Annotated in this window: 24 protein-coding genes and 1 pseudogene; 20 read left to right on the top strand and 5 right to left on the bottom strand. The window is 38.9% G+C overall.

The features are described from left to right. The first annotated feature begins 98 nt into the window (after positions 1-98). Positions 99-641 carry a hypothetical protein gene (locus Q1J64_RS12435; protein ID WP_301109401.1) on the top strand — a complete coding sequence of 181 codons (543 nt, stop codon included), beginning with the start codon at positions 99-101 and terminating at the stop codon, positions 639-641. 455 nt (positions 642-1,096) lie between these two features. Here the strand turns inward: Q1J64_RS12435 and Q1J64_RS12430 are convergent, their stop codons facing one another. Together Q1J64_RS12430 and Q1J64_RS12425 are read right to left on the bottom strand one after the other, a co-directional pair. Continuing rightward, a complete protein-coding gene (locus Q1J64_RS12430; protein ID WP_301109400.1) occupies positions 1,097-1,339 on the bottom strand; it encodes a hypothetical protein in 243 nt (80 codons plus the stop codon). Further along, complete coding sequence (locus Q1J64_RS12425; RefSeq protein WP_301109399.1) at positions 1,332-1,547, bottom strand: hypothetical protein; 216 nt, start codon at positions 1,545-1,547, stop codon at positions 1,332-1,334. Before Q1J64_RS12425 ends, Q1J64_RS12430 begins: the two co-directional genes overlap by 8 nt. Positions 1,548-1,768: 221 nt before the next feature. Between Q1J64_RS12425 and mobQ the strand changes: the two genes are divergently transcribed. The 19 genes and pseudogenes from mobQ to Q1J64_RS12330 all read left to right on the top strand — a co-directional run bounded on the left by mobQ (position 1,769) and on the right by Q1J64_RS12330 (position 21,007). Continuing rightward, positions 1,769-3,835: a MobQ family relaxase gene (gene mobQ / locus Q1J64_RS12420; RefSeq protein WP_301109398.1), complete on the top strand. Its 2,067-nt coding sequence runs from the start codon at positions 1,769-1,771 to the stop codon at positions 3,833-3,835. Between the two features lie 1,074 nt (positions 3,836-4,909). Then, a pseudogene (locus tag Q1J64_RS12415) lies at positions 4,910-6,024 on the top strand (IS4 family transposase). Positions 6,025-6,496: 472 nt separating this feature from the next. After that, on the top strand, positions 6,497-7,801 hold the full coding sequence (locus tag Q1J64_RS12410; protein WP_301109397.1) for a S1 family peptidase: 1,305 nt from the start codon (positions 6,497-6,499) through the stop codon (positions 7,799-7,801). Between the two features lie 455 nt (positions 7,802-8,256). Continuing rightward, on the top strand, positions 8,257-8,742 hold the full coding sequence (locus Q1J64_RS12405) for a hypothetical protein (protein WP_301109396.1): 486 nt from the start codon (positions 8,257-8,259) through the stop codon (positions 8,740-8,742). A gap of 483 nt (positions 8,743-9,225) precedes the next feature. Continuing rightward, on the top strand, positions 9,226-9,567 hold the full coding sequence (locus Q1J64_RS12400; protein ID WP_301109395.1) for a hypothetical protein: 342 nt from the start codon (positions 9,226-9,228) through the stop codon (positions 9,565-9,567). Positions 9,568-9,603: 36 nt separating this feature from the next. Beyond that, positions 9,604-9,942: a CagC family type IV secretion system protein gene (locus Q1J64_RS12395; protein ID WP_301109394.1), complete on the top strand. Its 339-nt coding sequence runs from the start codon at positions 9,604-9,606 to the stop codon at positions 9,940-9,942. A gap of 65 nt (positions 9,943-10,007) precedes the next feature. Next, entirely contained in the window at positions 10,008-10,352 is a 345-nt protein-coding gene (locus Q1J64_RS12390; protein WP_301109393.1) for a hypothetical protein, read from the top strand. A 13-nt stretch (positions 10,353-10,365) separates the two neighbouring features. Beyond that, on the top strand, positions 10,366-11,037 hold the full coding sequence (gene trsD / locus Q1J64_RS12385; RefSeq protein ID WP_301109392.1) for a TrsD/TraD family conjugative transfer protein: 672 nt from the start codon (positions 10,366-10,368) through the stop codon (positions 11,035-11,037). A 13-nt stretch (positions 11,038-11,050) separates the two neighbouring features. Next, positions 11,051-12,985 (top strand): VirB4 family type IV secretion system protein, encoded by a 1,935-nt coding sequence (locus tag Q1J64_RS12380; RefSeq protein WP_301109391.1) that lies wholly within the window; start codon positions 11,051-11,053, stop codon positions 12,983-12,985. Between the two features lie 139 nt (positions 12,986-13,124). Continuing rightward, on the top strand, positions 13,125-14,483 hold the full coding sequence (locus Q1J64_RS12375) for a type VII secretion protein EssB/YukC (RefSeq protein ID WP_301109390.1): 1,359 nt from the start codon (positions 13,125-13,127) through the stop codon (positions 14,481-14,483). A 4-nt stretch (positions 14,484-14,487) separates the two neighbouring features. Beyond that, entirely contained in the window at positions 14,488-14,664 is a 177-nt protein-coding gene (locus Q1J64_RS12370; protein ID WP_301109389.1) for a hypothetical protein, read from the top strand. Next, positions 14,651-15,514 (top strand): bifunctional lytic transglycosylase/C40 family peptidase, encoded by an 864-nt coding sequence (locus tag Q1J64_RS12365; RefSeq protein ID WP_301109388.1) that lies wholly within the window; start codon positions 14,651-14,653, stop codon positions 15,512-15,514. Before Q1J64_RS12370 ends, Q1J64_RS12365 begins: the two co-directional genes overlap by 14 nt. Beyond that, on the top strand, positions 15,511-16,065 hold the full coding sequence (locus Q1J64_RS12360; RefSeq protein WP_301109387.1) for a hypothetical protein: 555 nt from the start codon (positions 15,511-15,513) through the stop codon (positions 16,063-16,065). The genes Q1J64_RS12365 and Q1J64_RS12360 overlap by 4 nt, the downstream gene beginning before the upstream one ends. Further along, positions 16,062-16,478 (top strand): hypothetical protein, encoded by a 417-nt coding sequence (locus tag Q1J64_RS12355; RefSeq protein WP_301109386.1) that lies wholly within the window; start codon positions 16,062-16,064, stop codon positions 16,476-16,478. The genes Q1J64_RS12360 and Q1J64_RS12355 overlap by 4 nt, the downstream gene beginning before the upstream one ends. Continuing rightward, complete coding sequence (locus tag Q1J64_RS12350) at positions 16,475-18,007, top strand: VirD4-like conjugal transfer protein, CD1115 family (RefSeq protein WP_301109385.1); 1,533 nt, start codon at positions 16,475-16,477, stop codon at positions 18,005-18,007. Before Q1J64_RS12355 ends, Q1J64_RS12350 begins: the two co-directional genes overlap by 4 nt. Before the next feature lie 39 nt (positions 18,008-18,046). Next, positions 18,047-18,883 (top strand): conjugal transfer protein TrbL family protein, encoded by an 837-nt coding sequence (locus Q1J64_RS12345; RefSeq protein ID WP_301109384.1) that lies wholly within the window; start codon positions 18,047-18,049, stop codon positions 18,881-18,883. 16 nt (positions 18,884-18,899) lie between these two features. Next, positions 18,900-19,256 carry a hypothetical protein gene (locus tag Q1J64_RS12340; RefSeq protein WP_301109383.1) on the top strand — a complete coding sequence of 119 codons (357 nt, stop codon included), beginning with the start codon at positions 18,900-18,902 and terminating at the stop codon, positions 19,254-19,256. Positions 19,257-19,319: 63 nt separating this feature from the next. Further along, the gene (locus tag Q1J64_RS12335; RefSeq protein ID WP_301109382.1) at positions 19,320-19,499 is read left to right on the top strand and encodes a hypothetical protein; all 180 of its coding nucleotides are present in this window, start codon (positions 19,320-19,322) and stop codon (positions 19,497-19,499) included. After that, positions 19,499-21,007 carry an ArdC family protein gene (locus tag Q1J64_RS12330; RefSeq protein WP_301109381.1) on the top strand — a complete coding sequence of 503 codons (1,509 nt, stop codon included), beginning with the start codon at positions 19,499-19,501 and terminating at the stop codon, positions 21,005-21,007. Before Q1J64_RS12335 ends, Q1J64_RS12330 begins: the two co-directional genes overlap by 1 nt. A 57-nt stretch (positions 21,008-21,064) precedes the next feature. Here the strand turns inward: Q1J64_RS12330 and Q1J64_RS12325 are convergent, their stop codons facing one another. Genes Q1J64_RS12325 through Q1J64_RS12315 form a run of 3 tightly spaced genes read right to left on the bottom strand, consistent with a single transcriptional unit; the run spans position 21,065 to position 23,360 of the window. Then, positions 21,065-21,598 (bottom strand): TIR domain-containing protein, encoded by a 534-nt coding sequence (locus Q1J64_RS12325; RefSeq protein WP_301109380.1) that lies wholly within the window; start codon positions 21,596-21,598, stop codon positions 21,065-21,067. Next, entirely contained in the window at positions 21,588-22,451 is an 864-nt protein-coding gene (locus Q1J64_RS12320; protein WP_301109379.1) for a macro domain-containing protein, read from the bottom strand. The genes Q1J64_RS12325 and Q1J64_RS12320 overlap by 11 nt, the downstream gene beginning before the upstream one ends. A gap of 57 nt (positions 22,452-22,508) precedes the next feature. Then, positions 22,509-23,360, bottom strand: a complete 852-nt coding sequence (locus tag Q1J64_RS12315; protein WP_301109378.1) for a TIR domain-containing protein — start codon at positions 23,358-23,360, stop codon at positions 22,509-22,511. Positions 23,361-23,950: the final 590 nt, after the last annotated feature.

Raw genomic sequence — 23,950 nt, 5'->3', positions numbered from 1 at the left:
TTTTAATACACTCCTTCGAAAAACCATAATTGGATAGATTTACATGGAAATCTATAGTATAATAAATATGTTAAAAAAGATATAAGGGAGATGTAAAAGTGAAAAAAAACGTTTTTACTTTAGTTATCGTATTTATATTAGCATTGTTTGTTTTTAATCCAAGCCCTTCAAAAGCAAATGAAATTAATGAAATGCCCAAGTATTATGATGAATTGGATCGTGAGATTAAACCTTATACCCAAGAGGAATATTTAGAGAAAACAAAATTAGTGTTTGAAAGGTTTTTGGCTTCAGAATCAGTAAGCTCAAATAATATGTTATCAAATTTGTATCCTAAATATTTTGAGGATTTTGGTTCTGCATCTTTTTCAAATTTTGTTTGGGTCAGAAGTGGAAAAACGTATAAAAATCCATTGTACATTAGTATTGAAAGATTGAATAGAACAACCGGTCTAGCCATATATGTCTATGATAGTGCTAATACATATCAGGGTAAGGCTGTATTCCCAAAGTATGGTAGTATATGGCATTCGCTTGACGTGGATTACTTGCCACGTGGAAAATCATATAAATTTAAATTAGTAAGTGAAAGTGGCGAATTGGCTAAAGTAAGTAAAGGTGAAATTGGATATAATAATTAAAGAAATTACTATTCAACTCGTACAGGGAAATGGTGCGCCTAGTGTTAACCTTTCTAAGGGGATAGTATTATATAATTAAAACTAATGCTTCAATCTGAATGGGCAAACAATATCATTTGCTAGGCTTTACGTTTTATTATACTTAAAAAGTTTGGGGTTAATTCCTCAAGCTTTTTTTTGGGGGAGGAAGGGGGCTCTCAAAAAAACCTGAGATGTGCGTCTTTTGTACATCTTTACTGGGACAGACTGCTTCACCCAATTGGCGATAGCCCAAGTGGTAAGGGGATATATACAAGAAGGGAATCGTTGAGCTGTCTATATCGACTTCGAGAAAGCAAAAGACAGAGGATAAGTCTTGGCATTTACAGGAAACTATTGAACAGTATTCGAATACTACGCGGGCAGAATTAACACAATTATTATCGGTAACTTTGCATAGGATCAGTCAACTGTCTCTAAGTAATTTTATTGAAGCGTTCAGGACGTTTAGCTCTGATAAATTGGCTAAACAGTTGAAGCATTTCCTCTGTTTGTTCGATGGATAAATGATCTGCATCAAGATAATGATTAAGCAGCTTCCCTTTTTGAATTAACAAGGTGGTGTGCTGCTGTTTGTTCTTGGTGTATTGTAGACGATTGAGTTCAAGTTCCAACTTATTTTTTTCGGCCATAAGTTTTTTGAGTTGTTCGTTAGTCATTGGTTTTTACAGGTGTTTGATATTCATGATGAAGAGTAGAAAGTGTTTCAATTAATTCATCGACTTTCTCTTTTGATAGATCTTCATACTGAATATTTAACTTGGCTAATAATTGACGACCGATTTGTGCATTCATCTTCTCTTTTTCATGGCGAATCTGTTCTTTTATTTCTTCAATTTTCTCGATTTTTTTACGTATTTCATTCATGTCTAACACTCCTCACTGTTGGATTGGAATTATAGAATAGTAGAACATAAAGGATAAAACAATTCAAATAATAAGACAACTATGGTAAAATAAATGAAAACTAAGGGCGCACTTATACACCATGTTGTCCGCTTTGCTTCCAAATGGTGTCGTGCTAAAAGATTGGTCACGTTAGCACGTGAAAAATTAGCTTGCGCTCATGTAAAGTGAGGGAGTACTCCATGGCAATATATCATTTTAGCATGCAAGTGATTTCTAGAGGTAAAGGGCAGTCAGCAGTTGCCAGCGCAGCATATCGTAGTGGTGATAAATTATATAGTGAACGCTATGACAAAGAGAATTACTATGAGCATCGTCAGGTCATGCCAGATACGATGATATTAAAACCAACCCATGCGCCAGATTGGTGTATAGATCGGAAACGTTTATGGAATGAAGTTGAAAAGATTGAAAAGGCAAAGAACGCGCAACTAGCTCGTGAGTTTACAGTGGCACTTCCTATTGAATTATCGGGCCAACAGCAAAAGGAGTTGTTAAAACACTTTGTACAAAAAGTATTTGTCGATGAGGGGATGGTAGCAGATATCGCAATTCATCGAGATGATGATCAGAATCCTCATGCGCATGTGATGTTAACTATGCGTCCGTTTTTAGAAGATGGCAGCTGGGGAGCCAAGTCGAAAAAAGAATATATTTTAGATGAAGATGGAGATTCTTTATATACTGCGAGCGGTGCGAAGAAATCTCGGAAAATTGATATGAATGACTGGAATAAAAGGGAGAAAATACAGGAGTGGCGTCAGGCATGGGCACTCTATGCAAATCAGCATTTATCACTTGCCGGTGTAGCTGTGGAAATTACAGAGAAGTCCCATGCAGCTTTAGGTCTAGAACAAGAGCCGATGATTCATGAAGGGTACGTAGCTCGTAAAATGGAACAGGAGGGGCGTTCATCTGATCGGGTGGAAATAAATCGGCAAGTGCAAGCACGTAATGAAAAAGTCGTTTCTCTGCTAGAGGTGGATGAGAAATTGACGAATTTAGAAAATCATCAGCTGATTTTACAGGCATTATCTCCAGCGGAAAAAAAGGAACTTGGCCAGCTGTCCAAAGTGTTAAAAATGTATGTGAAACCAGAGTCATTGGCTGATAAAAGAAGGATGCTTTATTTATGGGATGTTAAGCTGCAGGTCCAAGTAGACCTCGGGTTATTCAATGAGTCAAGTTATAAAGGATATCAGGCGCAGAAGAATGCTTTCCAGCGTGCTGAGGAGCTTTTCAATCGTGAGGCAGAGCGATTGACTGTGAAGTATTATCCAACGCTAGAAACGAATCAGTGGACGTCTTATGAGAAGCGAGCGCTAATCAATGAAACGGCTCGCTTGGATCGCACGTTAAATGAGTTGAAAATTAAGGAAACATTGCTGCAGGCGCGTGAGGAAGAAGTGGTAGAACGTGTCCAGTCGATTTTAAAACAACCGATTACGACTGTTGTAGACGCACAGGAGCGTTTACAAGCTGTACAAACGCGAGCGGCAACCTTTATGCAACAGCAGGGGGTATCGCTTCAACAGAAAGCATCTACGGATCGTCTATCTCCTGCTGAAAAAGAGAACTTTGAAAGTATGTTGAAGGAAATCAAAAGATTGCAACTGGCATTGCGTTTATTTGGATCTTATTATGACGAGCGTATTCATTTAAGAATGCCAAGTTTAGATCTATCGGATAAATCATTAGTTGAGCGTGAGTGGCTGATGACGGCAATGGATTATTACGGAGAAGCTTTCACAAAAGAACGATTGGCCAATTTTCCAAGTGAGCCACCGAAGAAATATAAGAAAGAGCAATTAGTAGCTGTGCCTGATTATGTACGAGTGAAACGAGCATATGATCTAGCTGTTTTACGAGGAGAGCAGGTGTCCGCACAAGAGTTGCTACAGGTACAGAAAGGAATGGATCCAGTGTTATTGAAAGATTTGGCACATCCTCGTTACCAGGCTTTTCTGTTGAGTGATTGTGTTGCGGAAGACATATTGTCCGAAAAGAAAGCGAATACTTTTTTAGCAGCTGTAGAAGTGCCAACAGATCAAGGAACTGTTTTTTACAATGACACGTTCGGTGGCAAACAAATAAACATCTACAGTTCCCAAACGTTATTTGAGCAGTTCTTTAAAGGAAAAGCAATCGAACGGATATTGGATGAGTTGGAATATGAGGAATTTGAAAAATTGAAGGTGCAACAGAAACAAATGAAACAACAGAAGGGGATAAATAAAAGGAAGAAATGATACATCTCTGTCACTATTTTGAGTCCATATTGTCAAAGTCTTTCGGCAAGTGCTTAAAAAGAGACTTTTATTCGAAATTAGAACGATTGGGTCAGAATCAAAAGCAATGGATGTTGCTCAGGTATTTGAGCTCGTTGGCACTATGCAATAAAAAAATGGAAAAATTTTTTTATCGCTATAAGAATTACTAAGCGTTCCCCCTTGAGATCAAGCCGAGAACGGTTCCTAAGCTTAAAGAAAAACCGTCAAAGGTTGTAAATCTGTATAATATCTACGGACTGTATCATGCACGATTGCTCGATCTCGGAAAGTGGCAGAAACTACATAGGAGGCAAAGAAAAGCATAGCAGCTGTCCAGGAAGCGAAAAATGTAAATGCAAGCGGATGGGCCAATGAAAAGTGGAATAAATCTGTAGGAATGCAGATGAGAGTGGTAATGTTTCATTTTAATGAAACATTACCTTAGAAAGAGACATAGAAAACACGGAAAAAGTACAACCAATCCATAACATTGGAGATATTTCAAAATTTATCGAAGTGCTTCAGTTGTGTTCACCTAAGAATGTAGAGCAAAATGTTTTGTTGTTTAAGTTGGGAATATTTACTGGTCTGTGCATTAGTGAAGCTGCATATCGAGATGGTTAAGGAGTGCACGATGTATGCATCCAGAAAGGAAAAAAAGAAAGTGTGAGTTTTACTTGGATGGGAATTTATCAACACGCATAAGTTACCCAAAGTGTTTGGGTATTTTTACTATAAGAAAACTAAAGACCTTACTATTCTTTCTAAATTGTGAACCATTCTCCGAAAAAGATCATCGCTGGATATATTTGAGTCCGTGATGAAGACATCCGTGAATGAGCACGAGGTTTATTTTAATGATGAGAATTAGAAAGGAACAGATAGTACTTTCAACTATTTTATTTTTATATTAGAAGTCACTAGCGTCGCATTAAAATACTATCTCTTGTTATTGAATTCCGAATACTCTTTAATTAATCTTTTCCACAAAAAAATCCTTTATAATGGGTTGGAGGCAGTAATCCATTCAAATCCAAAATAAAGGACTCACTCATGGATGAGATTACACGAAAAACAGCATTTGAGCAATGGGCAGAACCGATTTTCAATGAATTATTCGCGGAACAGGTCCAGCTTCATTGCCTTGATCACTATACCAAGAAGCTGCATATGGCTTCGTTTATGAACTTGCTTTTGTACGCAGAGCTTCACGAAACGGAAAGTTTACGCGCCGTCAGTGACAGTGTCTTTTCCGAAGAACTGCAGGAAGCCACGAACTTGGACTCCATTAGTTTCTCACAGCTGGGTAGGCGTCTACGCCAAGTGCCGACGGAATTTTTCCAAACCATTTTTCTTGATCTAGTCTCACAGATTCATGACATTACCGACTTCCAGACACGCCGTGAGCGATCAATACCGCTGAAAATCATCGCTAGCACACTGCCCTTGAATTTGAATAACCACCGATGGGCGGAATTCCGAAAAATGAAGTCCGGTATCAAGCTTCATCTATGTCTTATGTTTATGGAAAATGGTTGTTCGTATCCTGATCAGGCGGTCTTGACTAACGTCTGATCAGGATACGAACGGAAGTACTGGTGGATGATAAGGAATGCCTGTATGTGTTCGACCGAGGCTATTTGGATTACGAACAGTTTGACCTGATGACAGATGAGGGCTATTTCTTCGTCTCTCGACTGCGGAAAAACGCAGTCGTACGGCCGCTCGAACACTTCGAATTGCCGGAAGACACCGTGGTATTGTCGGATGAAATGGTTGTGATCGGCACCACGCAAAATCGGTCGGAAAATGCGTTCCGGCTGTTAAAAGTACTGGATTCCAAAGGCAACCAACTGAAACTGGTAACGAATCGTTTCGATTTGTCTGCGGATGAAATCGCAGAACTGTACAAGTCTCGCTGGGCCATTGAACTGTTCTTCAAATGGATGAAACAACATTTGAACATCAAGAAACTCTACGCTCAGAGCGAACAGGGCGTGCGCAACCAAGTGTATCTGGCGATGGTCGTCTACTGCTTGAATGTGTTGGCGCAGTTACGGACAAAAAGTGAGCGGACATACTTGCAGATCAGCCGTTATCTAAAGGCATCTATATGGAAGTCCGCGCATATTTGGATCCGAAAGATTGAAGGTAAAAGCGTGCTGTAACGCGGACAATCCATTTTTGTCACAGTAGTCAGAAGGTATAGTGAAAAAATGGATGTTGATTGTCTCTGTTCAGCTGTCTTCGTTTTTTTCCTTGGGGAGCAGAAAAATATAAACGGAATGTTTTGAACATATTCATGCGACGCTAGTGATTAGAAGTTTATAATTAATTGCAAGTATAGAAAGTTACCTGTAATAAGTAAAAGCTTGTAAAAAATTGTAGATAGAGGTAATATTCTCTTTAAAGGAGGGTGAAAATTCCGACAAAATATTGGTGGCGGTATTTCAACCGGGAAAATACAACTGTTAGCTTATTAAATAGCTCTGTAGGTAGAAACAAACAGTGAGAACGGATATCTTTGATTGGCTGCTATCAGAATAAGTCAGGTAATGAATTTCTACTCATTACTATAAGATTCCAACAGATTCATCAATTAGCGAGATTATAATACCAATAATAGGAGGGGGAAGGACATTGAAAAAATTAAAGTTGTTATTATTACTTTCTTTTACTGTAGTTTTGTTTTGTGGAACTTTAAGTGGAGAAGTAAAGGCTAATGAGATTCCTAATTTACCATTCGCAGTTACGAAGGAAGAATATTTGGACCAAAAATCTTTTAGGGACATTCATGGTTTAGACATGTCGGATAAAGCTATTTTCAGAGCTTTGGATCAGAATAATCTTGCTTTAAAAGTTTATAGTGACCATGATATTAGATTAACACTTTCAGAGTGGGAGATTGTGCAAGAAATTGATTCTATGACCGACTATTTGGAGGAAGTTAAAGAAATTATTGGAACTGACGAAATGAAGTATAGTGATTTTGCATCTGTGTATATAGATACTCGAAATCAAGGAATGGTTCATATAAATATTAAGGAAGATTGGAAAGGCAACGGGAAAACAGACGAAATTGTAGATGAGATCATAAGCTCTACACCTATAAAAGAAAAGATTAATATATCTTATGTGAAATTTTCTGAGCAGGAGTTAAGAGATCGGCAAGAAATAATTGTGCAAGATGATAAGTTATCACTATTAGGGATAACTAGTGTTTATGTACATTATGAGAAAAATACTATTGGCATAGATGTTGAAAAAATAAATCCAGAAATTATTTCTACTATTAAAGAATTATACGGCGAGGACATTTATATAGAAGAGTCTCCTGAAGAAATTAAACATGGTCGCACAGACCCCGTGAATTATATGGAAGGGGGATTGGCTATTGGAAGTAATACAGATCCTGCTGGAACTTGTACATTCAGTTATTCAGTAAGAAGATTATCAACGGGTGAAAATAATTTCGTAACAGCCGGTCATTGTGCGAGTTTAAATCAGAACGTCTACCAAGGCGGTAAAAGCATAGGAGTTGTTAATTACTCAACCGATGAGCCGGGAGGCACTCTTGATGTGGCGCTGATTACACCTAAATCTGGAAAAAACCCTACAAAGTATATTTTTCAAAACAACCACCAAGATGTAACAATTGTTGGCACATTGGAGCCGTCGATTGGTATAGCTGTTCGGAAATCAGGTAAATCAACTTTTAATACTCGAGGCACAGTAACAGATCCTCATGCAGCAGTTAGAGTTGATGATGTAATAGTATATAGAGCACGATCAAATTATGAATCCGCTGGTGGGGATAGCGGTGCGCCTGTTTATAATGCAGCACGTATCGTAGGGCATCATACTTCTGGAAATTCTTTGACATCAAGTTTTGTAAACATTAGTAAATTACAGTCAATGTTAAATGTAAGAGTGATTACAGATTAAAGCCTTGTGACTGTATAGAAAAGGAACAACATAAAGCCATTGTAAAAAATTTATATGAATGATTTTTTAAAAGGGTGGTTATCGCTACCCTTTTTTATTTTGGTTTGACGAGTATTTTCACTGTTTTAGAATGGACTGTAGGATGAAGTGAATGATGCAAGCCGAAAGATGTTCTGTCGGAATTCTTTAGAAGAAGGTTCCTGGAACGAAATTAGATTCCAAAAACCAGAATCATAGAAGTAAGCAGCCATGAGGAGTCCCAGAATCGGTCACATGAGCTAGAAACAATCCAATGATGAATTTTTAAAAGTATTGAGACAGTCTTATAGACAACGATTACTCGAGGTAGCGCATACTTAAGGGGAGGTTTGTTCTTTTAGAGGAAGAAGGATTTTCAGAAAAAATATGTAACTTATTTAATTTTTAATAGTCTAACAATCTGAGGGAGGGATAGAATGAAAAAGAAAAGTTCAATTATGTTGATTGGGATGATAATGGTTTTAGCTGCTTGTTCAGAAGAAAATGTCATTAAAGATGGAGGAGGTGACATGGAAGAAGAAGTAATTAATGTGTCAGATAGCATCGAAAAGATATCGGTAACTGGATACGGTTCCGCAGTCTTAACCGAGGACGAGGAACAGCCAAAGAAAAGGAAAGTTGTTTTTGAAAAAGAAAAAGAGATAGAAATATTTTTAAAAGCAATAAAGGATTCATCAGTTCCTTTTGGTGAAATAACTTCTGAAGGTGAAAACTTTAAAATTGTACTTTCCTATCAAAATGGTAACTCTGAGACAATACTTTTATGGCTTTATCCTGACAAAAGTTTAGGAAGAATCCAAAAGGAAAAATACAATGGTCAAGTTCGTATATTAAGTAAAGAAGATGTACAGGGTATTGCGAAATTGTTAGAAGAAAAATCTCGCAATAATTTAACTGATTAAACGAATATGTTAGTTTAACACTAATCTTCGGCAAAAAGTTTTCGGTTTTAGTATATATAAAGGTCAGTTTCTCAATATTTTTGTTGAGAAGTTGACCCTTTTTAAATATTAGAAGTTACATCTTTTCGTGATTCATTTTCTCGCCCTATAACAAATGACATATTAACTGTCATTACAGTTAAATTACAATCATAACAAGAACATATATTTTATTAAATTACGTTAATATTTTGACTACATTCAACTTTTACAGTTAAGCACAATTGTATACTATGTAAAAGTAGGTGATACGTCTAATGATAGAGCGATGGTTGGGGAGTAATCGACCTATAGATTGAGCATGATGGACGTTTTGTCCGCGGCGGAGATGTTCGTCAAGAACAAATCTAGGGAGAAGTAGAGACAGAGACGCAGATAGAGGTAAAACCGCTAAAATTGCGTCAGCACTTTCTGCAGCAAGGAAATTTTCAAGATGCTGAGCAGGTGAAGCAAGTAGATGGAACAGTTTTTCAAGGCAAGCGTGGTCGCTTGCTTGCGGAAGTGAGTTTTGCTGGAACGAGTTTTTTAGAGGGGTTTTTGAGTGTATACGATATGGAATTGGATCAAGCCGTGAAGCGTTACGAGGAAAAGTTGCAGTTGTTTGAAGTCGAGCAGAGAGAGAAGAAACAGAAAGCCATCTTTATCGGTCGAGTAAGGAAAGGGGATCTCGAACAGCTTTCAGAAGGATTTTCAACCGTTCAAGAGGCGAAAAGGAAGTTGTCGAGTATGCAACAACAAAAAGAAAACGTTCCCCAACAATTCGTAGAAATGAAACGAGAGGAATAGCAGATAGATAAATGAATAGTGAAAGTAGGTTTGTGTATGACAAAACAACACGTAAACATGCGCTTCGCACTTGGCACAGCTTTGGCTCTGGTGGTTTGTTTAGCAGTTACACCCGAAATCGTTTTTGCCTCAGCTGGACAAGTCCAAGCTAAGCTCACAAATGCAGCCAATGTCGTGAAAGGCATTTTGACAGCGCTTGTGGTTTTAGTCGGGATTTGTGCAGCTTTATTTATTATCATCAAGCGTATGCCTTCCGCAGATGATCCGCACGAGAAAAATGAAGTGTTCAAAAGTGTCGGTCGTGTTTGTGCGCTGGTTGGGTTGGCAGCCGCCGTGATATGGCTATTACCATGGGTGTATTCTTTATTCACGTAAGTGGAAGTAATAAAAGACTACTTAACGAAAGTAGAAAATTCTACTTTTGAAAGGTGTGTAACTGTATGAATGAACAGAAAGGAAAGAAGTTCGTTTTTCCGGAAAACGTCGAGTCGGGGTATGGCGTATTTCTTGGGATCACATTAAGGGAGCTTGCTATTTATTTATTGCCTCCGACAGTGATTGGATTCATCGTTCTTTCGCTACCCCCTCATAATGTGTGGCTAATGCTCTTCAAGCTGATGCTGATTTTAATTGTTCTCATTATGATTTTGGCATTTCTCTCCTCTCGCCCGATTCGCTACCGACAAAATATTCGGTTTCAGGATTATTTGAAGTTACGAACGAATTATAAACAGAGACAGAAGCTCTTTTACACGCAAAAGAAGAAGGAGCGTTTCTTTAGATGAGGTGGTGAGGTGTTTGTGGGAGAAATTATTTGGTGTTCCTAAAAAGAAAGCGTCCATTGAAGCCTATGTGTTCGAAGATGAACCAAGGATGCTTCGGAACGGGAAACAAAGTCTGCAGGAGATGTCGTTAATTGAGGCGCAATACAATGATTTTTTCGTAACGAAGCAAGGTTATTTAGTGGCACTCATTCAAGCAGGCGGTATTAATTTAGATTTATTGACCGTTACCGAGCAGGAAGATGTGTTTGACGAGTTCAATGCTTTTTTGATGTCTACACTCGGTGAAAATAGTGGAGAGATCCAGCAGTATTTAGATATTACGATGCCTGTTGATTTTAGTGAATACGTATTGTTTTGGCAACATCGTTATTTACAAGTGCAGCAGGAGGAACCGGAAAACAAGGCAAAGCTTTCGCTCATTGCGAGCTACGTCGATACGTTTTCAACTATCGCCTCCTCACAGGAAATGACGACGAAAAGGCACATTGTCGTGCTACATGAAAAAATATCGAAAAAGCATCTTGTGTCCTTGGAGCAAACGTCGATTGAACTGGAGGAGAAAGTGACGCTATTCATCCGTCAGCTTGAAAATACATTAAGCACTTACGACATGACGGCTCGTCAATTGACCGCGAAGGAATGTCGGGACGTTTTGCAACATTTGGTCAACTTTTCAAACCATTAGGGAGGGGAAAGCGATGCTTAGACGCAAGCAACCGATGCAAGTGAGTCGTGAATTGGGTTTGGATGAGGTATTGGATGGATCAGGTCTGGATATGATTTACCCTTTTTCATGGGAGGAATATGCCGACCATATTGAATCAGGAGATAACTTCATTCGTGTCATTGCCATTATTGATTATCCCAATAGCCGTTATGGCAATTGGCTTTCTGAATTGAAGCGTAAGAAGGGCAACATCACGATCGTTCAATTTTTAGAGTCATCGAATGCGAATAAGATGGTTGATCATTACAATAAAACGATTAAAAATAAGCAGGCCGAAGTGTTGAAAACATTTGACCCCCTTAAAAAGCGCCAACTTGAAAAACAGGTCGAGGCAGCCGAGCATCAGCTGATGAAATTTCTTGAAAACGAATCGATTTATATTTACCAGTACACCTATATTTATTTGCAGGCCAATTCGTTAGATGCACTTAATGCACTCAGTGATTCTGTTCAAAATACGTTGACGAAATTGCAGTTAAAAGCGATGACTCCGTTTAAGGCGATGTACCAGACATTTTGGAGTGCGATGCCGATTTTAGAGAATCTGCTTGGTGATTACACGTATAAGCAGTCCAATACGGAGGCAGCGAGCAGTATGTTTCCGTTTGATGATGCGGAAATCTTAACGATTAACCCACGCAGTGATGTAGAGGGCGTTAATAAAGACACAGGGAGTTTAATTGCGATTGATTATTTGGACCGTAAAAACACATTGAATCAAAACATGGTTGTGATTGGGACGAGTGGTGTGGGGAAAACGACGTATATGGTGCAGAAGATTTTACGTTATTTTGCTCGTGGCGTGAAAGTGTTTATTATCGATCCTGAAAATGAATATACGAGTATCGTCGAGCATTTAGGGGGCACGGTCGTTCATCTAAGCAGTAATTCAACAACAAAAATCAATCCGCTCGAAGTGTATTCCGAGCATGTAGCAGATGAAACAATGGCTGATATGGAAATGATTTTAAAGGATAAAATCCAGCGATTACTCGGCTTCTTTCAAGTGTTGAAGCAAGACATCACTCAAGTGGAAAAAGCCGTGCTGGATGCAACGTTACGGCAAGTGTATAGCGATGCCGGGGTCCATGACTTTCCCAGTTTCCGTGACGTCCCAAGTACGTCCTATCCCATTTTGTCAGATGTCTATGAGGCACTTTCGAAGTTAAAAGAGACAGATGCGGATCGTTACGGTCGTATTGAGGATTTCCATTATATTTTGGAAAGCTACGTCAACGGCAGTAAAACGATTTTCAATGGACACACGAATATTAACTTACAAAGTGATCTTCTGTCCTTTGATTTAAAGCCCCTACAAAATGAAGCAGACGTACAGGGGGCTGCCTATTTAAATACGTTTAGTTATTTATGGGACAACATTACGGAAAACACGGAGGAGAATGTGAAGCTGTTCGTTGATGAGTTTCACTTTTTAACACAAAATCCTGACGCGGCGAGTTTTTTCTACCAGGCATATAAACGATTTCGAAAATACAATGCGGGTGCAATTGCCGGGACCCAGCAAATCCAAGACGTCTTGGATGGTCAAATGGCAAACGGACAAAATGTTGGGGAAGCCATTATTGGCAACAGTTATACGAAGGTGTTTTTCGGTTTAGACAATAAAGGTGTGGATGATATTACCCATAAGTTGCGAATGACATTCAGTGATAAGGAGAGAAAGCTGTTAGAAAGAAGGAAGCAAGGGGAGGCGCTGATGATTCACGGGACGCAGCGAGCCTTTATGCGAATCGAATTGACCGAGGAAGAACTTCGTTTAAAAGATCCTGTTCGTTACGAAGAAGTGTATGAAGTGAGTGCGGGCGACGTCCCAAATTACGAAGAACGCATTCATATGACCGAATTGGAAAAGCAAGAGGCTTGGAATATGGGAGAAATTCAATAGTTATTACTTCTACTCCGCAAATGTAGAAATTTCTACATTTGATAGGTATAAATATTTATAAACTAAAGATAACTAGTTAACCAACTATAATAAAAGGGTTCCAGGTTAACTAATCTTTAAAATGTTAGGAGATGCTGACATGATTCTAACCAAAATTTATAACTTTTCCTTCGGTAGCATCAAAATAACAGAGCAGTTTGCGCAGTTTACCATGAGTCGCAGTGAGTTTACGTATGACAAGCTAGAAGAAATCAAAGCGTACTTGTCGTCGAATGACCTTCCGTCCTTTCTTTCGCTGCACAATATTGAAGAAACAGATGGACATGTTGTGCTCACTTTTCATTTTACTGAGCATTTAAAGCCAGTCGCAGCAATTAAACAAGAAATGTACGTTGTGAAGCTCGCGATTGCGCAAGCCATCTTGTTAGATGAGATTGTGACGAAGGATCCGTTTCACGTCAGTTTGCATCCGGCAACGGTCTTCTACCATCCCATGTCAACGATACGATACGGCTATCGTGCCAACCGTGTGATGCCGAAAGAGGAAAAGTATACGCACTTACAACGGTATAAGGCTTTGATATTGATGATTTTAACGAATTATCCATATGAGAAATGTTTAACAGAGCCTGAACGCTTAGAAAAGAAAGCGAATGATCTGGTCCGTTCGATTTTATCGGCTAAAACGATGGAGGAAATGCAGGCGTTACTTACAGAGGCCTATGATTTTGTCGCCTATCACAACGTGAAAGAGCAAGTGTCAGAAAAGAAGAAGTGGAAAAATCGATCGGTACTGGGTGTGGTATTGACGGCAGTGATTGCACTCGGTGCGATTGGGTATGTCAAACACGATGCCAATGCTCAGCAACAATTGGCGCTTAGTCAGCTTGAATCAACATATGGGGCAAAGGAGAAAAAGCAGCAAGCCGATGCATTTTTCGAGCAAGGAAATTATAAAGAAGCCGTTCCATTGTTTCTTGTGTTAGGCGATTCACCGGAGGATGTTTCGAAGAAATTGCTCGACAAAGAAGAATGGCAACTAGCACTCGACACGGAACCGAAGATGTTAGAGCAAGTGATTGTGCAGCTGTATGCAAATAAGGACGAAAAAAAGTTGCTTGATTTACGGCTCACAACAAAGGAAGAAGCGCTTACTCAAAAGCTTGCACACGAAAAAGCCATCGCCAGTTATGACGTAGCACAAATGACAGCCGATTTACCGTTCATTTCAGATGTGGACACATTACAGCGGATGGGTCAGACCTTTATCGCAAATGGAGATATGGCAGGGGCCCGCGAAGTGTTGAATAAAACACAGGATGCGACGTTGCAAAGTGCGATTGAAATGGCACAAATAAAAAGTGAAATCGCTTTAGCGAAGGAGAAAATGACGACGATCGAATCTGAAGACTCCCCGAATCAGGCGGATCAATTGAAAGTGCAACAAACGAAAATTGAAGAATTGGAGGCGAAAATAAAGGAGTTAAAGGAGGGCTGAATCCATGAAACTCTTACTGGCGAGATTGCTGTTTTCTAAAGATGGCCGAAAGCTGTTGTGGATGGTTTTAATTCCTATTTTCTTACTTGCGCTCGTTGTCGTGTTGTTGTTTTCGGAGCAATCTTCTCGTCCACAGCTATACGGTCGGAAGTCAGTTATCGTCGGAAGTGTTGCAATATGAAGGCGCTGTTCAAGCAGCCCTTTCTGTCTACGGTTTAGAAGAACATACGGCGCTTGTTCTTGCCATTATGATGCAGGAAAGTGGAGGCTCAGCTTCCCTTGATATTATGCAATCGAGTGAGTCGGTCGGATTAGCACCAAACACGATTACCGATCCGATGTATTCCATTGAAGTCGGGGTGACTCATTTTAATAATGTGATAGAAAAGATGCAAAAAAGCGATGTGGATTTGGATACAGCCATTCAAAGTTACAATTACGGATTGGGCTATATTGATTTCATTGCTCAAAATGGTGGAGTCCATTCAGAAGAACTGGCCAAAACATTTTCCCGGCAAGAAGCAAAAAAACTCGGATGGGCGAGTTACGGGGATCCTGCTTACGTGGAACATGTGAAACGTTATGTAGGTACGATGCGTGACGGACAAGTGATTGATGTAGCGAATGCTTCAGCCGATTTCCAAGTCGTTTATGAAACAATGAGGCAATTTGATGGTTATCCGTATCAATTTGGAGGCATGAATCCGAAAACGTCCTTTGATTGTTCTGGCTTGATGGTTTGGGCTTTTCGGGAAATTGGCGTCAATCTCCCCCGTACAGCACAAGAGCAATTCGATATATCGAAAAAAATCACAGCGGACGAACTGCAACCAGGTGACTTTATCTTTTTTACAGGGACGTATGAAGCTGGCAGGCCGGTAACACATATCGGGATGTATGTAGGTGATGGCAAAATGTTTGATGCAAATGGTGGTGGGATTGGATTTACTAATTTAAATGAACGATATTGGCAGGAGCATTTATATGGCTACGGGCGCATTGTTGATTTTGTGGGAGGTGAGGATGGATGAAGCAAGCAATTGTCATTGGCATTCTTCTAATAGCTGTGTTCATTTTAGCGGGTTCTGTATTTGTTTTATCAGGAGATAAGTCAACATTACAAGATACGATCGGGAAGAAGGACCAAAAGATTCAAGCGTTAAAAGGAAAAGTAGATGAGTTATCGACTGTGACAGGCTTGCAAGTCACAGGGGAGGAAGTGCAGTTTGTTGAACAGGCGTTTCATATGTATTTGAACTATGACAACGAATCGTACGTCAGCCGTTTCGATGAATTATCCAATTTGGTCAAAGTGGACGTGTTGAATAAGTTAAAAGGAGCTTCTTCACTCGCACCCCCTGCAGTGGACATGAAAAACGAACTGGAAAGCGTGCACGTCTATATGAATCCATCTGCACCCCATACGTTTTTAGTGTACACGACGACCAATTACTTTTTAGATGATGCGTTAGTGAATCATGGCAGCCAATTATATGAAGTATCGGTGTTAAAGGACAATAGTCAATTTCTGATTGGAGACATCAAAGTGATTGGCAATATGACCGAGGTGGACGGTGTATGAAAAAGCTATTTTGGTTTTTTATTGGCTTTCTTGTATTTGAAATCGTCATCGTATTGTTTATTGATTTAATTTTGTTAGTGAGTGAATTGAAGCTTGATTTAACGACAAGTGCCATGCTTGATAGTATACAAGCTGTTTTTCTCCATCCAATTCAAACAATCAAAGGCTATATTGCAAGTCAGAATCCGTTGTTCATTATTTTAACTGTACTCAACTTGTTCTATAGTGCGTTTATTCAATTAAAGCGGAAAACTAAAAAGGACGGGTGGGCAATTCATGAGAAAAATGCCTATCATGGATCGGCTCGATGGGCGAAGGAAAAGGAGATTTTAGACGGCAATTTTATCGCCAAGTCGGAGCAAGAGGTGCGTGAGGCGTTTTTTCATTCATTAGAAGGACGTGATCCAAAATGAACGGGACAATTTTAGGCACGTACAATAAGAAAATCTTGATCCAGCCAAATGAATCGAAACCGAATCGAAATATTATGGTGGTCGGTGGTCCGGGAAGCTATAAAACGCAGTCCTTTGTTATTACGAATGTGTTGTATGAAACGGAAAATAGCATCGTCATTACGGACCCGAAGGCGGAGGTGTATGAAAAGACGGCAGCGATTAAAAAAGCGCAGGGTTATGAACTCCACGTCATTAATTTCATGAACATGGAAGCGAGTGATCGCCACAATCCACTGGATTATGTGCGCAAGGAGACACAGGCAACGACTGTCGCGACGAAAATGGTTGATAGCGCGAATAAGGATGGCAAACGTGATGTTTGGTATTACTCACAACGTGCTTTATTGAAAGCATTGATCCTGTATGCCATTCATGAGTTAGAACCAAAGCATCGTAATATGCGTGGCTTGCTTGAGTTTCTCCAAACGTTCGGTTCAGAAGAAGGAGAGGGCGAAAGTGAGTTAGATAAACAGTTCTTGCAGTTAGATTTTAAGCACCCGGCAAGACGTGCTTATGAACTTGGTTACAAGAAAGCGAAGCAGGAAATGCAGGGGAGCATCATCGTTTCCCTTTTGACGACAATTGCCGATTATATTGATAGCGAAGTTGCAGAGTTTACGAGTTTTAGCGATTTTCATTTGACGGATATTGGCCATAAGAAAATCATGCTGTATGTCATCATTCCGTTAATGGATCAGTCCTGGCAAAGTCTTGTGAATTTGTTTTTCAGCCAACTGTTCAATGAGTTGTATGAATTTGCGTCACATCATCATGCAAAGCTTCCAATAAATGTGAACTTCATTTTAGATGAGTTTGTGAACCTGGGGAAATTCGATAATTACGAGGAGTTTCTAGCCACGTGTCGAGGTTACGGCATTAGTGTTGCGACGATTATCCAAACGATTTCACAGCTGCAGGATCGCTACGGCGATAAAAAAGCCGAATCGATTTTAGGGAATTGTGGCGTCAAAATTTGTTTGAATGCAGCGAACCGAACAACAGCCACTTATTTCAAAGATTTACTTGATAAAACGACTGTGAAAGTCGATACCGAATCGGAATCCAAACAATATGGCAAGGAAAATCGAACAAACAGTATGAGTGAAAGTGAAAGCTTTGCAGCGCGTGATCTGATGACTGCAGGAGAGATTATGCAAATGCCTGCTGATACGGGCATTATTCTATTTCAGCATAAGCCTCCCATTAAAATGAAAAAAGCTTTTCAATTTCAGTTGTTCCCTGGTATGACGGAGCAGTACGAAGTAAAGCATGTGGATTACTGTTCTTCCCCATCTACTGAGCAATTGCAGAAATTAGAGCAGGCACAGAATCTGTTTGAAAAGGAACTGACTGAAAAGGCAAAAACGGGACAGACCGAGCAGGAGGCGCTTGAACAAGAGTTTTTCGGTTTTGAAGTGGTCGAGCAAGAAGTCACGTTTGAAAGCGCATTGGAAGAGTTGAACAGCGGAATGGAGTTCAAAAAATAGTAGCTGCGCATACGGCTTCGCTAAAGGGAGGTTTGCCAGTTGTTTTCTGTAAAAGATAAAGTGATGGAGATGATTGATGATTGGTTGAATGATATGTTAACAGCCGTGTTTAAATTTTTAGCGGAAGTGTTATTCAATCACGAAGCGTTGAGTGGCTTATTTTTAGATGTGTACAGTGTATTTGCCGTTTTCGGGGGTGTGCTGCTTGTTGCAATTGTGCTGTTCCGTATACTCAATGCGATGCTCAATGAAGCAACAAATCACGAAGGTAACATTTCAGAAATTATTATGAGTTCCCTTAAGGCGAGTGCTATGGTGTTTTTATTGCCGGTCATTTTATATTTCGTCGTGAAGGAAATTTTATATCCATTAATGGAATATATGTTTGTTGAAATTGCAGGTAGTTCTTCGGATATTATTACGGACTCCATCGCTTCAACGATGGACGTTGATATATTTGGAACAGGAACTATGGCAGCGACGTTATTACTTCTGTTTTTAATTGTCGTATTTGTCATATTCACGTTTAAAATTTGCGTTTACCATGTGGATTTGATTATTCTGGAGGTCTTTAGCGTCTTTGCAGCGATAACGATTGCTACGGAAAATTATGATTTTAGTGAAGTGTGGTGGCGAGAATTTTTAAGCCAGATTGTGAGTATCGTGACACAAGTGCTCTTAATGGCTGCGCTCGTTCAATTACTTGCTAATTTCAATAGCTGGTATGATTTCATGCTCATAATCGGTTGTGGTGTATTGATTATCCGTGGACCGAGTGTATTGCGCTCCATGTGGTATTCCAGTGGAGGAGCAAAAGGTGGTATATCTCTTGGTAAGTCAGCTACACGGGTTTCAATGATGAGGCTTCTAAAATAGATGGGAGGTTGAAGTGATGAAAAAAGCTCGATTTCCATTGCTTGCGGTACTCGTGCTCTTATTATTAGCAGCATGTGGTGATAGTAAAAGTGATTTGATTGGCAAGTGGACTGGGACAGAATCAGCCGGTGGTGGAGGGACCGTTACGTTCAATGATAATGACACCGTGCTCATAGAAATGGGTGTGTTCAATAATTCTTTTGAATGGACAGTAGAGGACAATACATTGAACCTTTATACAACAAAAGAAGGGAAACAGGAACTTTCTTATCAATATGAGATTGAAAAGGAATCGAAGGACAATGTGACGTTGTATGAATTGGATGAGGAGGGAAAGCGGGTAGAGGGATCGACTATAAAATTGGTTAAGTGATTTTAAGTATACTTAACAAAAGTAGAAATTTCTACTTTTGTTAATAGGGGAGGAGTTAAAATTATGTATCGACGTGAAGAAGTGGAATTCAGTGATAAGCCAATTTATCGGGAGAAGCGCGACCTATTAACAGTTGTAGAAGTTCCTGATTTATTGCATTACGATATCGTCGCGTATTTAGAGGTTCCGTTTGAAGATGAACAGCGCTATGTTCCGTTATTTCAAAAGCGAGGTGAGTTGTAATGCCCCTGCAGCCGAATAAATATGAAGCACGGACAAAAGAGTTAACAGCTAGATTAGAAGAACAATTGACCCAATTTGCGAACCAAGATGATTTCAAACGCTACTTGTATTTCATGGCGAGTATGCGCCAGTATTCGATTGACAATCAAATTTTAGTTTTTATGCAAGATCCGAAAGCAACGTATGTCGCAGGATTTCAAGCGTGGAAAAAGCATCAACGCTTTGTGCAGAAAGGGGAGAAAGGAATCCAAATTCGTGCGCCCATTTTTGAACAACGCCCCGTTTTGGATCCAGTGACCAATCAGCCTATATACGAAGATGGGAAACCGAAAATGGATAATGTATTGGTGCGTTATAAATGGGTAACGGTTTTTGATATTGCGCAAACGGAAGGCAAGCCATTAAAAGTAACGAGAGATTTTGTGAATGAAGGTATTCAAACGGATGAAGATGCGACAGTCTTATATGAGAATATGAAAGACTATTTAACCCAATATAAACAGTTGCCTGTGGCAGAAAAGGCGTATTCGATTCAGGAAAGAGGTCGTGGCTATTATGTACCTTCAACAAATGAAATTGTCGTTAATGCAACAGAGAGAAATCCTGTTGCGAAGTTAAGCACGCTCATTCATGAGTTTGCCCATGCCCAGCTGCATGGCCGTGGTGGGCATTATACAGAGGCAAGCCGTGCGCATAAAGAGGCACAGGCAGAATCTGTCGCATGCGCTACGATGGCTTACTTAGGCTTTGATACGAGTCACTTTTCATTAGGATATATTGCAACATGGGCGAAAGATACGGAACTAATGAGACAAGCATTGACAGATATTCAGGCGACACTTGAAAAGACGTTAGCCACGGTTGACATTGTCCTACATCCCCAATTGTACGAGCAGCTGCAGCAAGTCGTTCAAAATCCAATGCAGACGCAAGCAGCCGTTCATGTGGACCAGTTGGCCAAGACATTGCCTGCTTTCCGATATGTTAAAGGACCAGTCACAGCTGTTGAAGTATTTGATGCCAGGTACAACGGATTTGAAATTGCAAAATATGATCACCAAGTGAAGCAATTAAGGGATGAGAGGGGCGAAGCGATTACTGGAAAGATGTTGAAAGGGAAGGAAATCATTTTGCTCAACGTCATAGATCAACATCCTGCTGCAGCAAACATGTATAAGAGCTTTTCCGAGCAATTTGCCCTTCGAGAAGTGCAAGGACCGGAGCCGGTTATAGAGCTGTATCATAAAGCGACGAACCGTCCGATTGTGGATTATCAGGATGTAAAGGAGGCAAAGTCTTCGTTTCTTCGTGTCGCGGAATCTGAAAATCATATGGTGGGTGCTTATGTTTACGGGAAAAAAGAGTTGCAAGTGTTTAAGCCGGTTTTGGAGAGGGAGAAGGGAAGAATTGGACAAGTGCGAGGATCTGGAAAAGCTGAAGAAATATTAGATGTATCGAATGGGAGAAATAAACAAGGAAATCGAGCATTTGGGATCTCTTTTAGATGAAAAGAATAGCATATCTGGGCCAATTCAGAATGGCTATTCTTTAAAATGATAATGAAGTTATTGAAGGACTAGTTTTTTTCCGATGTGTACTTTATTATGAACTGACATATGTGAAAGGGCAGAAATAATATTTTCTTTAGTAAAATTAACATGTAAAACGGAAAGACTGTCGTCTACATTTGAATCAGCTAGACGTGCTTTTAATGCTCTTGGCCAACGTTTTTCTAACTTAGCCCATTGATTCTCAATAGGGGTATTTGTGTCCGGGTAGGCTATTATAAGAGGTAGCTTATAGCGATCAAGGGACTGTTCTATTTCATAATTTAAAAAACCACGATCGTAATTTGTTTCATCTGATAGAATTAAAAGCATAACTTTCGAATCGCTTAATCTTTCACGTAACACTCTTTTCAAAGTTTCCTCCTTACTAGAATCTCTTACTGAACGTGTCTTTTGATGGCTGTCTATATAACTAAAATGTTCTCCGCTTACCCAAGAATTAAGTAAATTATAATATCTAATATCAGATTTTGTTGGATTTGTAGTTCCTTGCCCATCAAAGGCTACATAAACACCGTTTCTATATGCCATTTTTTTCAAACTCCTTTAATTTATAAAAAATAATTTTTTTATAGTGTGATTCATGAAGGACAATTGTAATTTTGGCAGGCTCACGAAATTTTACTTTACTGATTTTGAATGTCCAGAGCATAACCTCTAATAATTGGTGAGGATTAGCTTCAAAGTCCTTATGTCTTGTGATTCCTGAACCTAATAGTGGAACAGCTACTTCCTGTTGAGCGTATAGCGTATTCACTTCATTCCAAAAGTTAATGAGGCAATTAGCATACTCATGTAGTTTTAGTCCGGCTTTATTATTATTGTCGAACTTTGAGAAAGCAACTAGAAAGAAATCTAAATCTTTATAGATAGAGCCAAGTTGATAGCGAGTAGGCTTTCCTCCTAAAGGTCGTTCGACATTTTTTTCGGAAATTTTATATTGTAGACGGGGATCATGCTCTATCTTATTGTTAAGCTCAGTAATTTTTGCAGAATTCGGGTAAAACTTCAGTAAATATTGTCCATTCAATGAAGTACTAGATATTATTTCGTCATCTACACAACTATCAAAAAACTCATTAAAGGCAATTACTTTATAGACGTTTCGAGGATATTCAAAAATATCCCCTTTCTTTATTACTATCTCAGATCCGTCAATATCAAGCGATAGCTCCTTTAATTTGTAGCTTCTATATAAAGTATAAACATACCAAAGGATTGTAAGAATTATTAAGCTCATAAAAATACTAGTTTTTTTCATGGAAGTTTCATCTAAGTCAATAAATGTAAGTATAGTAGCTGCGATACCATAGAGTGCGCCTGGAATAATCCATGAATTTCTCCAAAAATCTTTAGTTTTAAGTATTTCCATTAATTTTTCCATAAATTCCTCGCTGAAATATTTATTTATGTAAGAATATCATTCGTAAATTGAAGCTGACTAATCACCAATAGTTTCCTTGTTGGCATGTATTAAATTTGTTAGTGCTTCTACAATTTGATTAATTTCGTGAATCCCAGAATTCATTGCGAGTGTGTCAGCTATTGATAAGTTATAACTTTTTATTTCGGATTGTGTTACGCGATGCCAGATTGGAAGCAGTATATTATCATCGGAGTCAGAAGCCTTTTGGAAAATACCGTTTAATTCATAGTTTGTCCAATACTTTTGAATGAAATCTGGTGAAAGCACGACTATACAAAAACGTGAGTGGATTAATCCTTTATCGATACTTTGACGAATACTATTGCCCCAACCCATTTGATCAGAATCATACCAAATATTTATTCCAGCTTCTTTTAAAGCCAATGTTAGTGGCTCTACAAAATCTTTTTTGTCTTCTGAGGCATGTGAAATGAAAACATCAAATTCTTTATTAATTTTCATGGTTAGAGTTTCCTTAGTTAAAACATTTATATTTGTTTGTGATTGAGAGAGTAATTGCTGATGGATATCATCTAATTCCTTTTGTTGTGCAATTCTTTGTTTCGATTGTGCAGCTTTTAAATTTTTTTGTTTACTAACGAGGTTTGTATTTTTAGTGGCTAATTGTTTGGCTAATTTAGCCTGTTCATTACGTGCTTTTTCTAAATCTTTATTAGCAGTTTGATATTCTCTGTTAGCAGAATTAAATGAAGTAGTAGTTTTTGCTGAAGACATTTTCTTTGTAGATTTGGCTATTTTATCTAAAGCCTTTGCTTCCTTCTCTTTTTCTTTGCTTACTTTAGTGCTTAAGGATAAAATATCTTGTTCGAGACTTCTAATTTGGCTTAATGTTGTAGAAATAGTCATACCAAAAACCCCACTTTCTTCACTATTTGTTTACTATACACTACCGAACGAATGTTTTTAAATTTGAGCTTTCTGAAACAAGGGATCGAAATAGAGGTAACACAAGATTAACTAGTATTGGTGCCTACACTACCACTTCATCAAAAGCAAAACCCACATTTGTGAAAGGGTACATGTATATGTTATGTGGTAATAAAATGGATTATGGAGAGCATGATTTTTTATTCAAGTAAATATGCTAGAACGTTTGTTCTTGTTCTTATGATAACTTATTTATATATGTAATAGCAAGTTAAATACTATATGTTGTATGTTTATTTTTTTCGTTACTATATATAGAGTATCATTTTATCCTATTTAAGGAAAGTAAGAAATTAAAAAGAATTATATTGAAAATAAATCGGTCGCCTACACTACCCCTTCATCAAAAGAAAAGCCCTCTTTTGTAAAGGGGTACGTGTCGTGAATATAGCCACTGCATTGTCCCACCTTTGCCATGTTTCTGGCCCACCAATGACAAGATTTTGTTCCACCTCTGCCATGCACAGGACCACCCTCCTTTATACTTGAGATGCACCTAATGGTGCAAA

Origin of the sequence: Sporosarcina sp., from assembly GCF_029257255.1 — a bacterium.
GTDB lineage: Bacteria > Bacillota > Bacilli > Bacillales_A > Planococcaceae > Sporosarcina.
This window is presented reverse-complemented; position numbering and strand designations above follow the sequence as displayed.

Bases quoted from the DNA above. Each gene is read 5' to 3' on its own strand.
- Q1J64_RS12375 (WP_301109390.1), top strand. From the start codon at position 13,125: ATGATTCTAACCAAAATTTATAACTTTTCCTTCGGTAGCATCAAAATA.
- mobQ (WP_301109398.1), top strand. From the start codon at position 1,769: ATGGCAATATATCATTTTAGCATGCAAGTGATTTCTAGAGGTAAAGGG.
- Q1J64_RS12425 (WP_301109399.1), bottom strand. From the start codon at position 1,547: ATGAATGAAATACGTAAAAAAATCGAGAAAATTGAAGAAATAAAAGAA.
- Q1J64_RS12340 (WP_301109383.1), top strand. From the start codon at position 18,900: ATGAAAAAAGCTCGATTTCCATTGCTTGCGGTACTCGTGCTCTTATTA.
- Q1J64_RS12320 (WP_301109379.1), bottom strand. From the start codon at position 22,451: ATGGAAAAATTAATGGAAATACTTAAAACTAAAGATTTTTGGAGAAAT.
- Q1J64_RS12430 (WP_301109400.1), bottom strand. From the start codon at position 1,339: ATGACTAACGAACAACTCAAAAAACTTATGGCCGAAAAAAATAAGTTG.
- Q1J64_RS12395 (WP_301109394.1), top strand. From the start codon at position 9,604: ATGACAAAACAACACGTAAACATGCGCTTCGCACTTGGCACAGCTTTG.
- Q1J64_RS12390 (WP_301109393.1), top strand. From the start codon at position 10,008: ATGAATGAACAGAAAGGAAAGAAGTTCGTTTTTCCGGAAAACGTCGAG.
- Q1J64_RS12330 (WP_301109381.1), top strand. From the start codon at position 19,499: ATGCCCCTGCAGCCGAATAAATATGAAGCACGGACAAAAGAGTTAACA.
- Q1J64_RS12370 (WP_301109389.1), top strand. From the start codon at position 14,488: ATGAAACTCTTACTGGCGAGATTGCTGTTTTCTAAAGATGGCCGAAAG.
- Q1J64_RS12325 (WP_301109380.1), bottom strand. From the start codon at position 21,598: ATGGCATATAGAAACGGTGTTTATGTAGCCTTTGATGGGCAAGGAACT.
- Q1J64_RS12315 (WP_301109378.1), bottom strand. From the start codon at position 23,360: ATGACTATTTCTACAACATTAAGCCAAATTAGAAGTCTCGAACAAGAT.
- Q1J64_RS12350 (WP_301109385.1), top strand. From the start codon at position 16,475: ATGAACGGGACAATTTTAGGCACGTACAATAAGAAAATCTTGATCCAG.
- Q1J64_RS12335 (WP_301109382.1), top strand. From the start codon at position 19,320: ATGTATCGACGTGAAGAAGTGGAATTCAGTGATAAGCCAATTTATCGG.
- Q1J64_RS12405 (WP_301109396.1), top strand. From the start codon at position 8,257: ATGAAAAAGAAAAGTTCAATTATGTTGATTGGGATGATAATGGTTTTA.
- Q1J64_RS12360 (WP_301109387.1), top strand. From the start codon at position 15,511: ATGAAGCAAGCAATTGTCATTGGCATTCTTCTAATAGCTGTGTTCATT.
- Q1J64_RS12380 (WP_301109391.1), top strand. From the start codon at position 11,051: ATGCTTAGACGCAAGCAACCGATGCAAGTGAGTCGTGAATTGGGTTTG.
- Q1J64_RS12355 (WP_301109386.1), top strand. From the start codon at position 16,062: ATGAAAAAGCTATTTTGGTTTTTTATTGGCTTTCTTGTATTTGAAATC.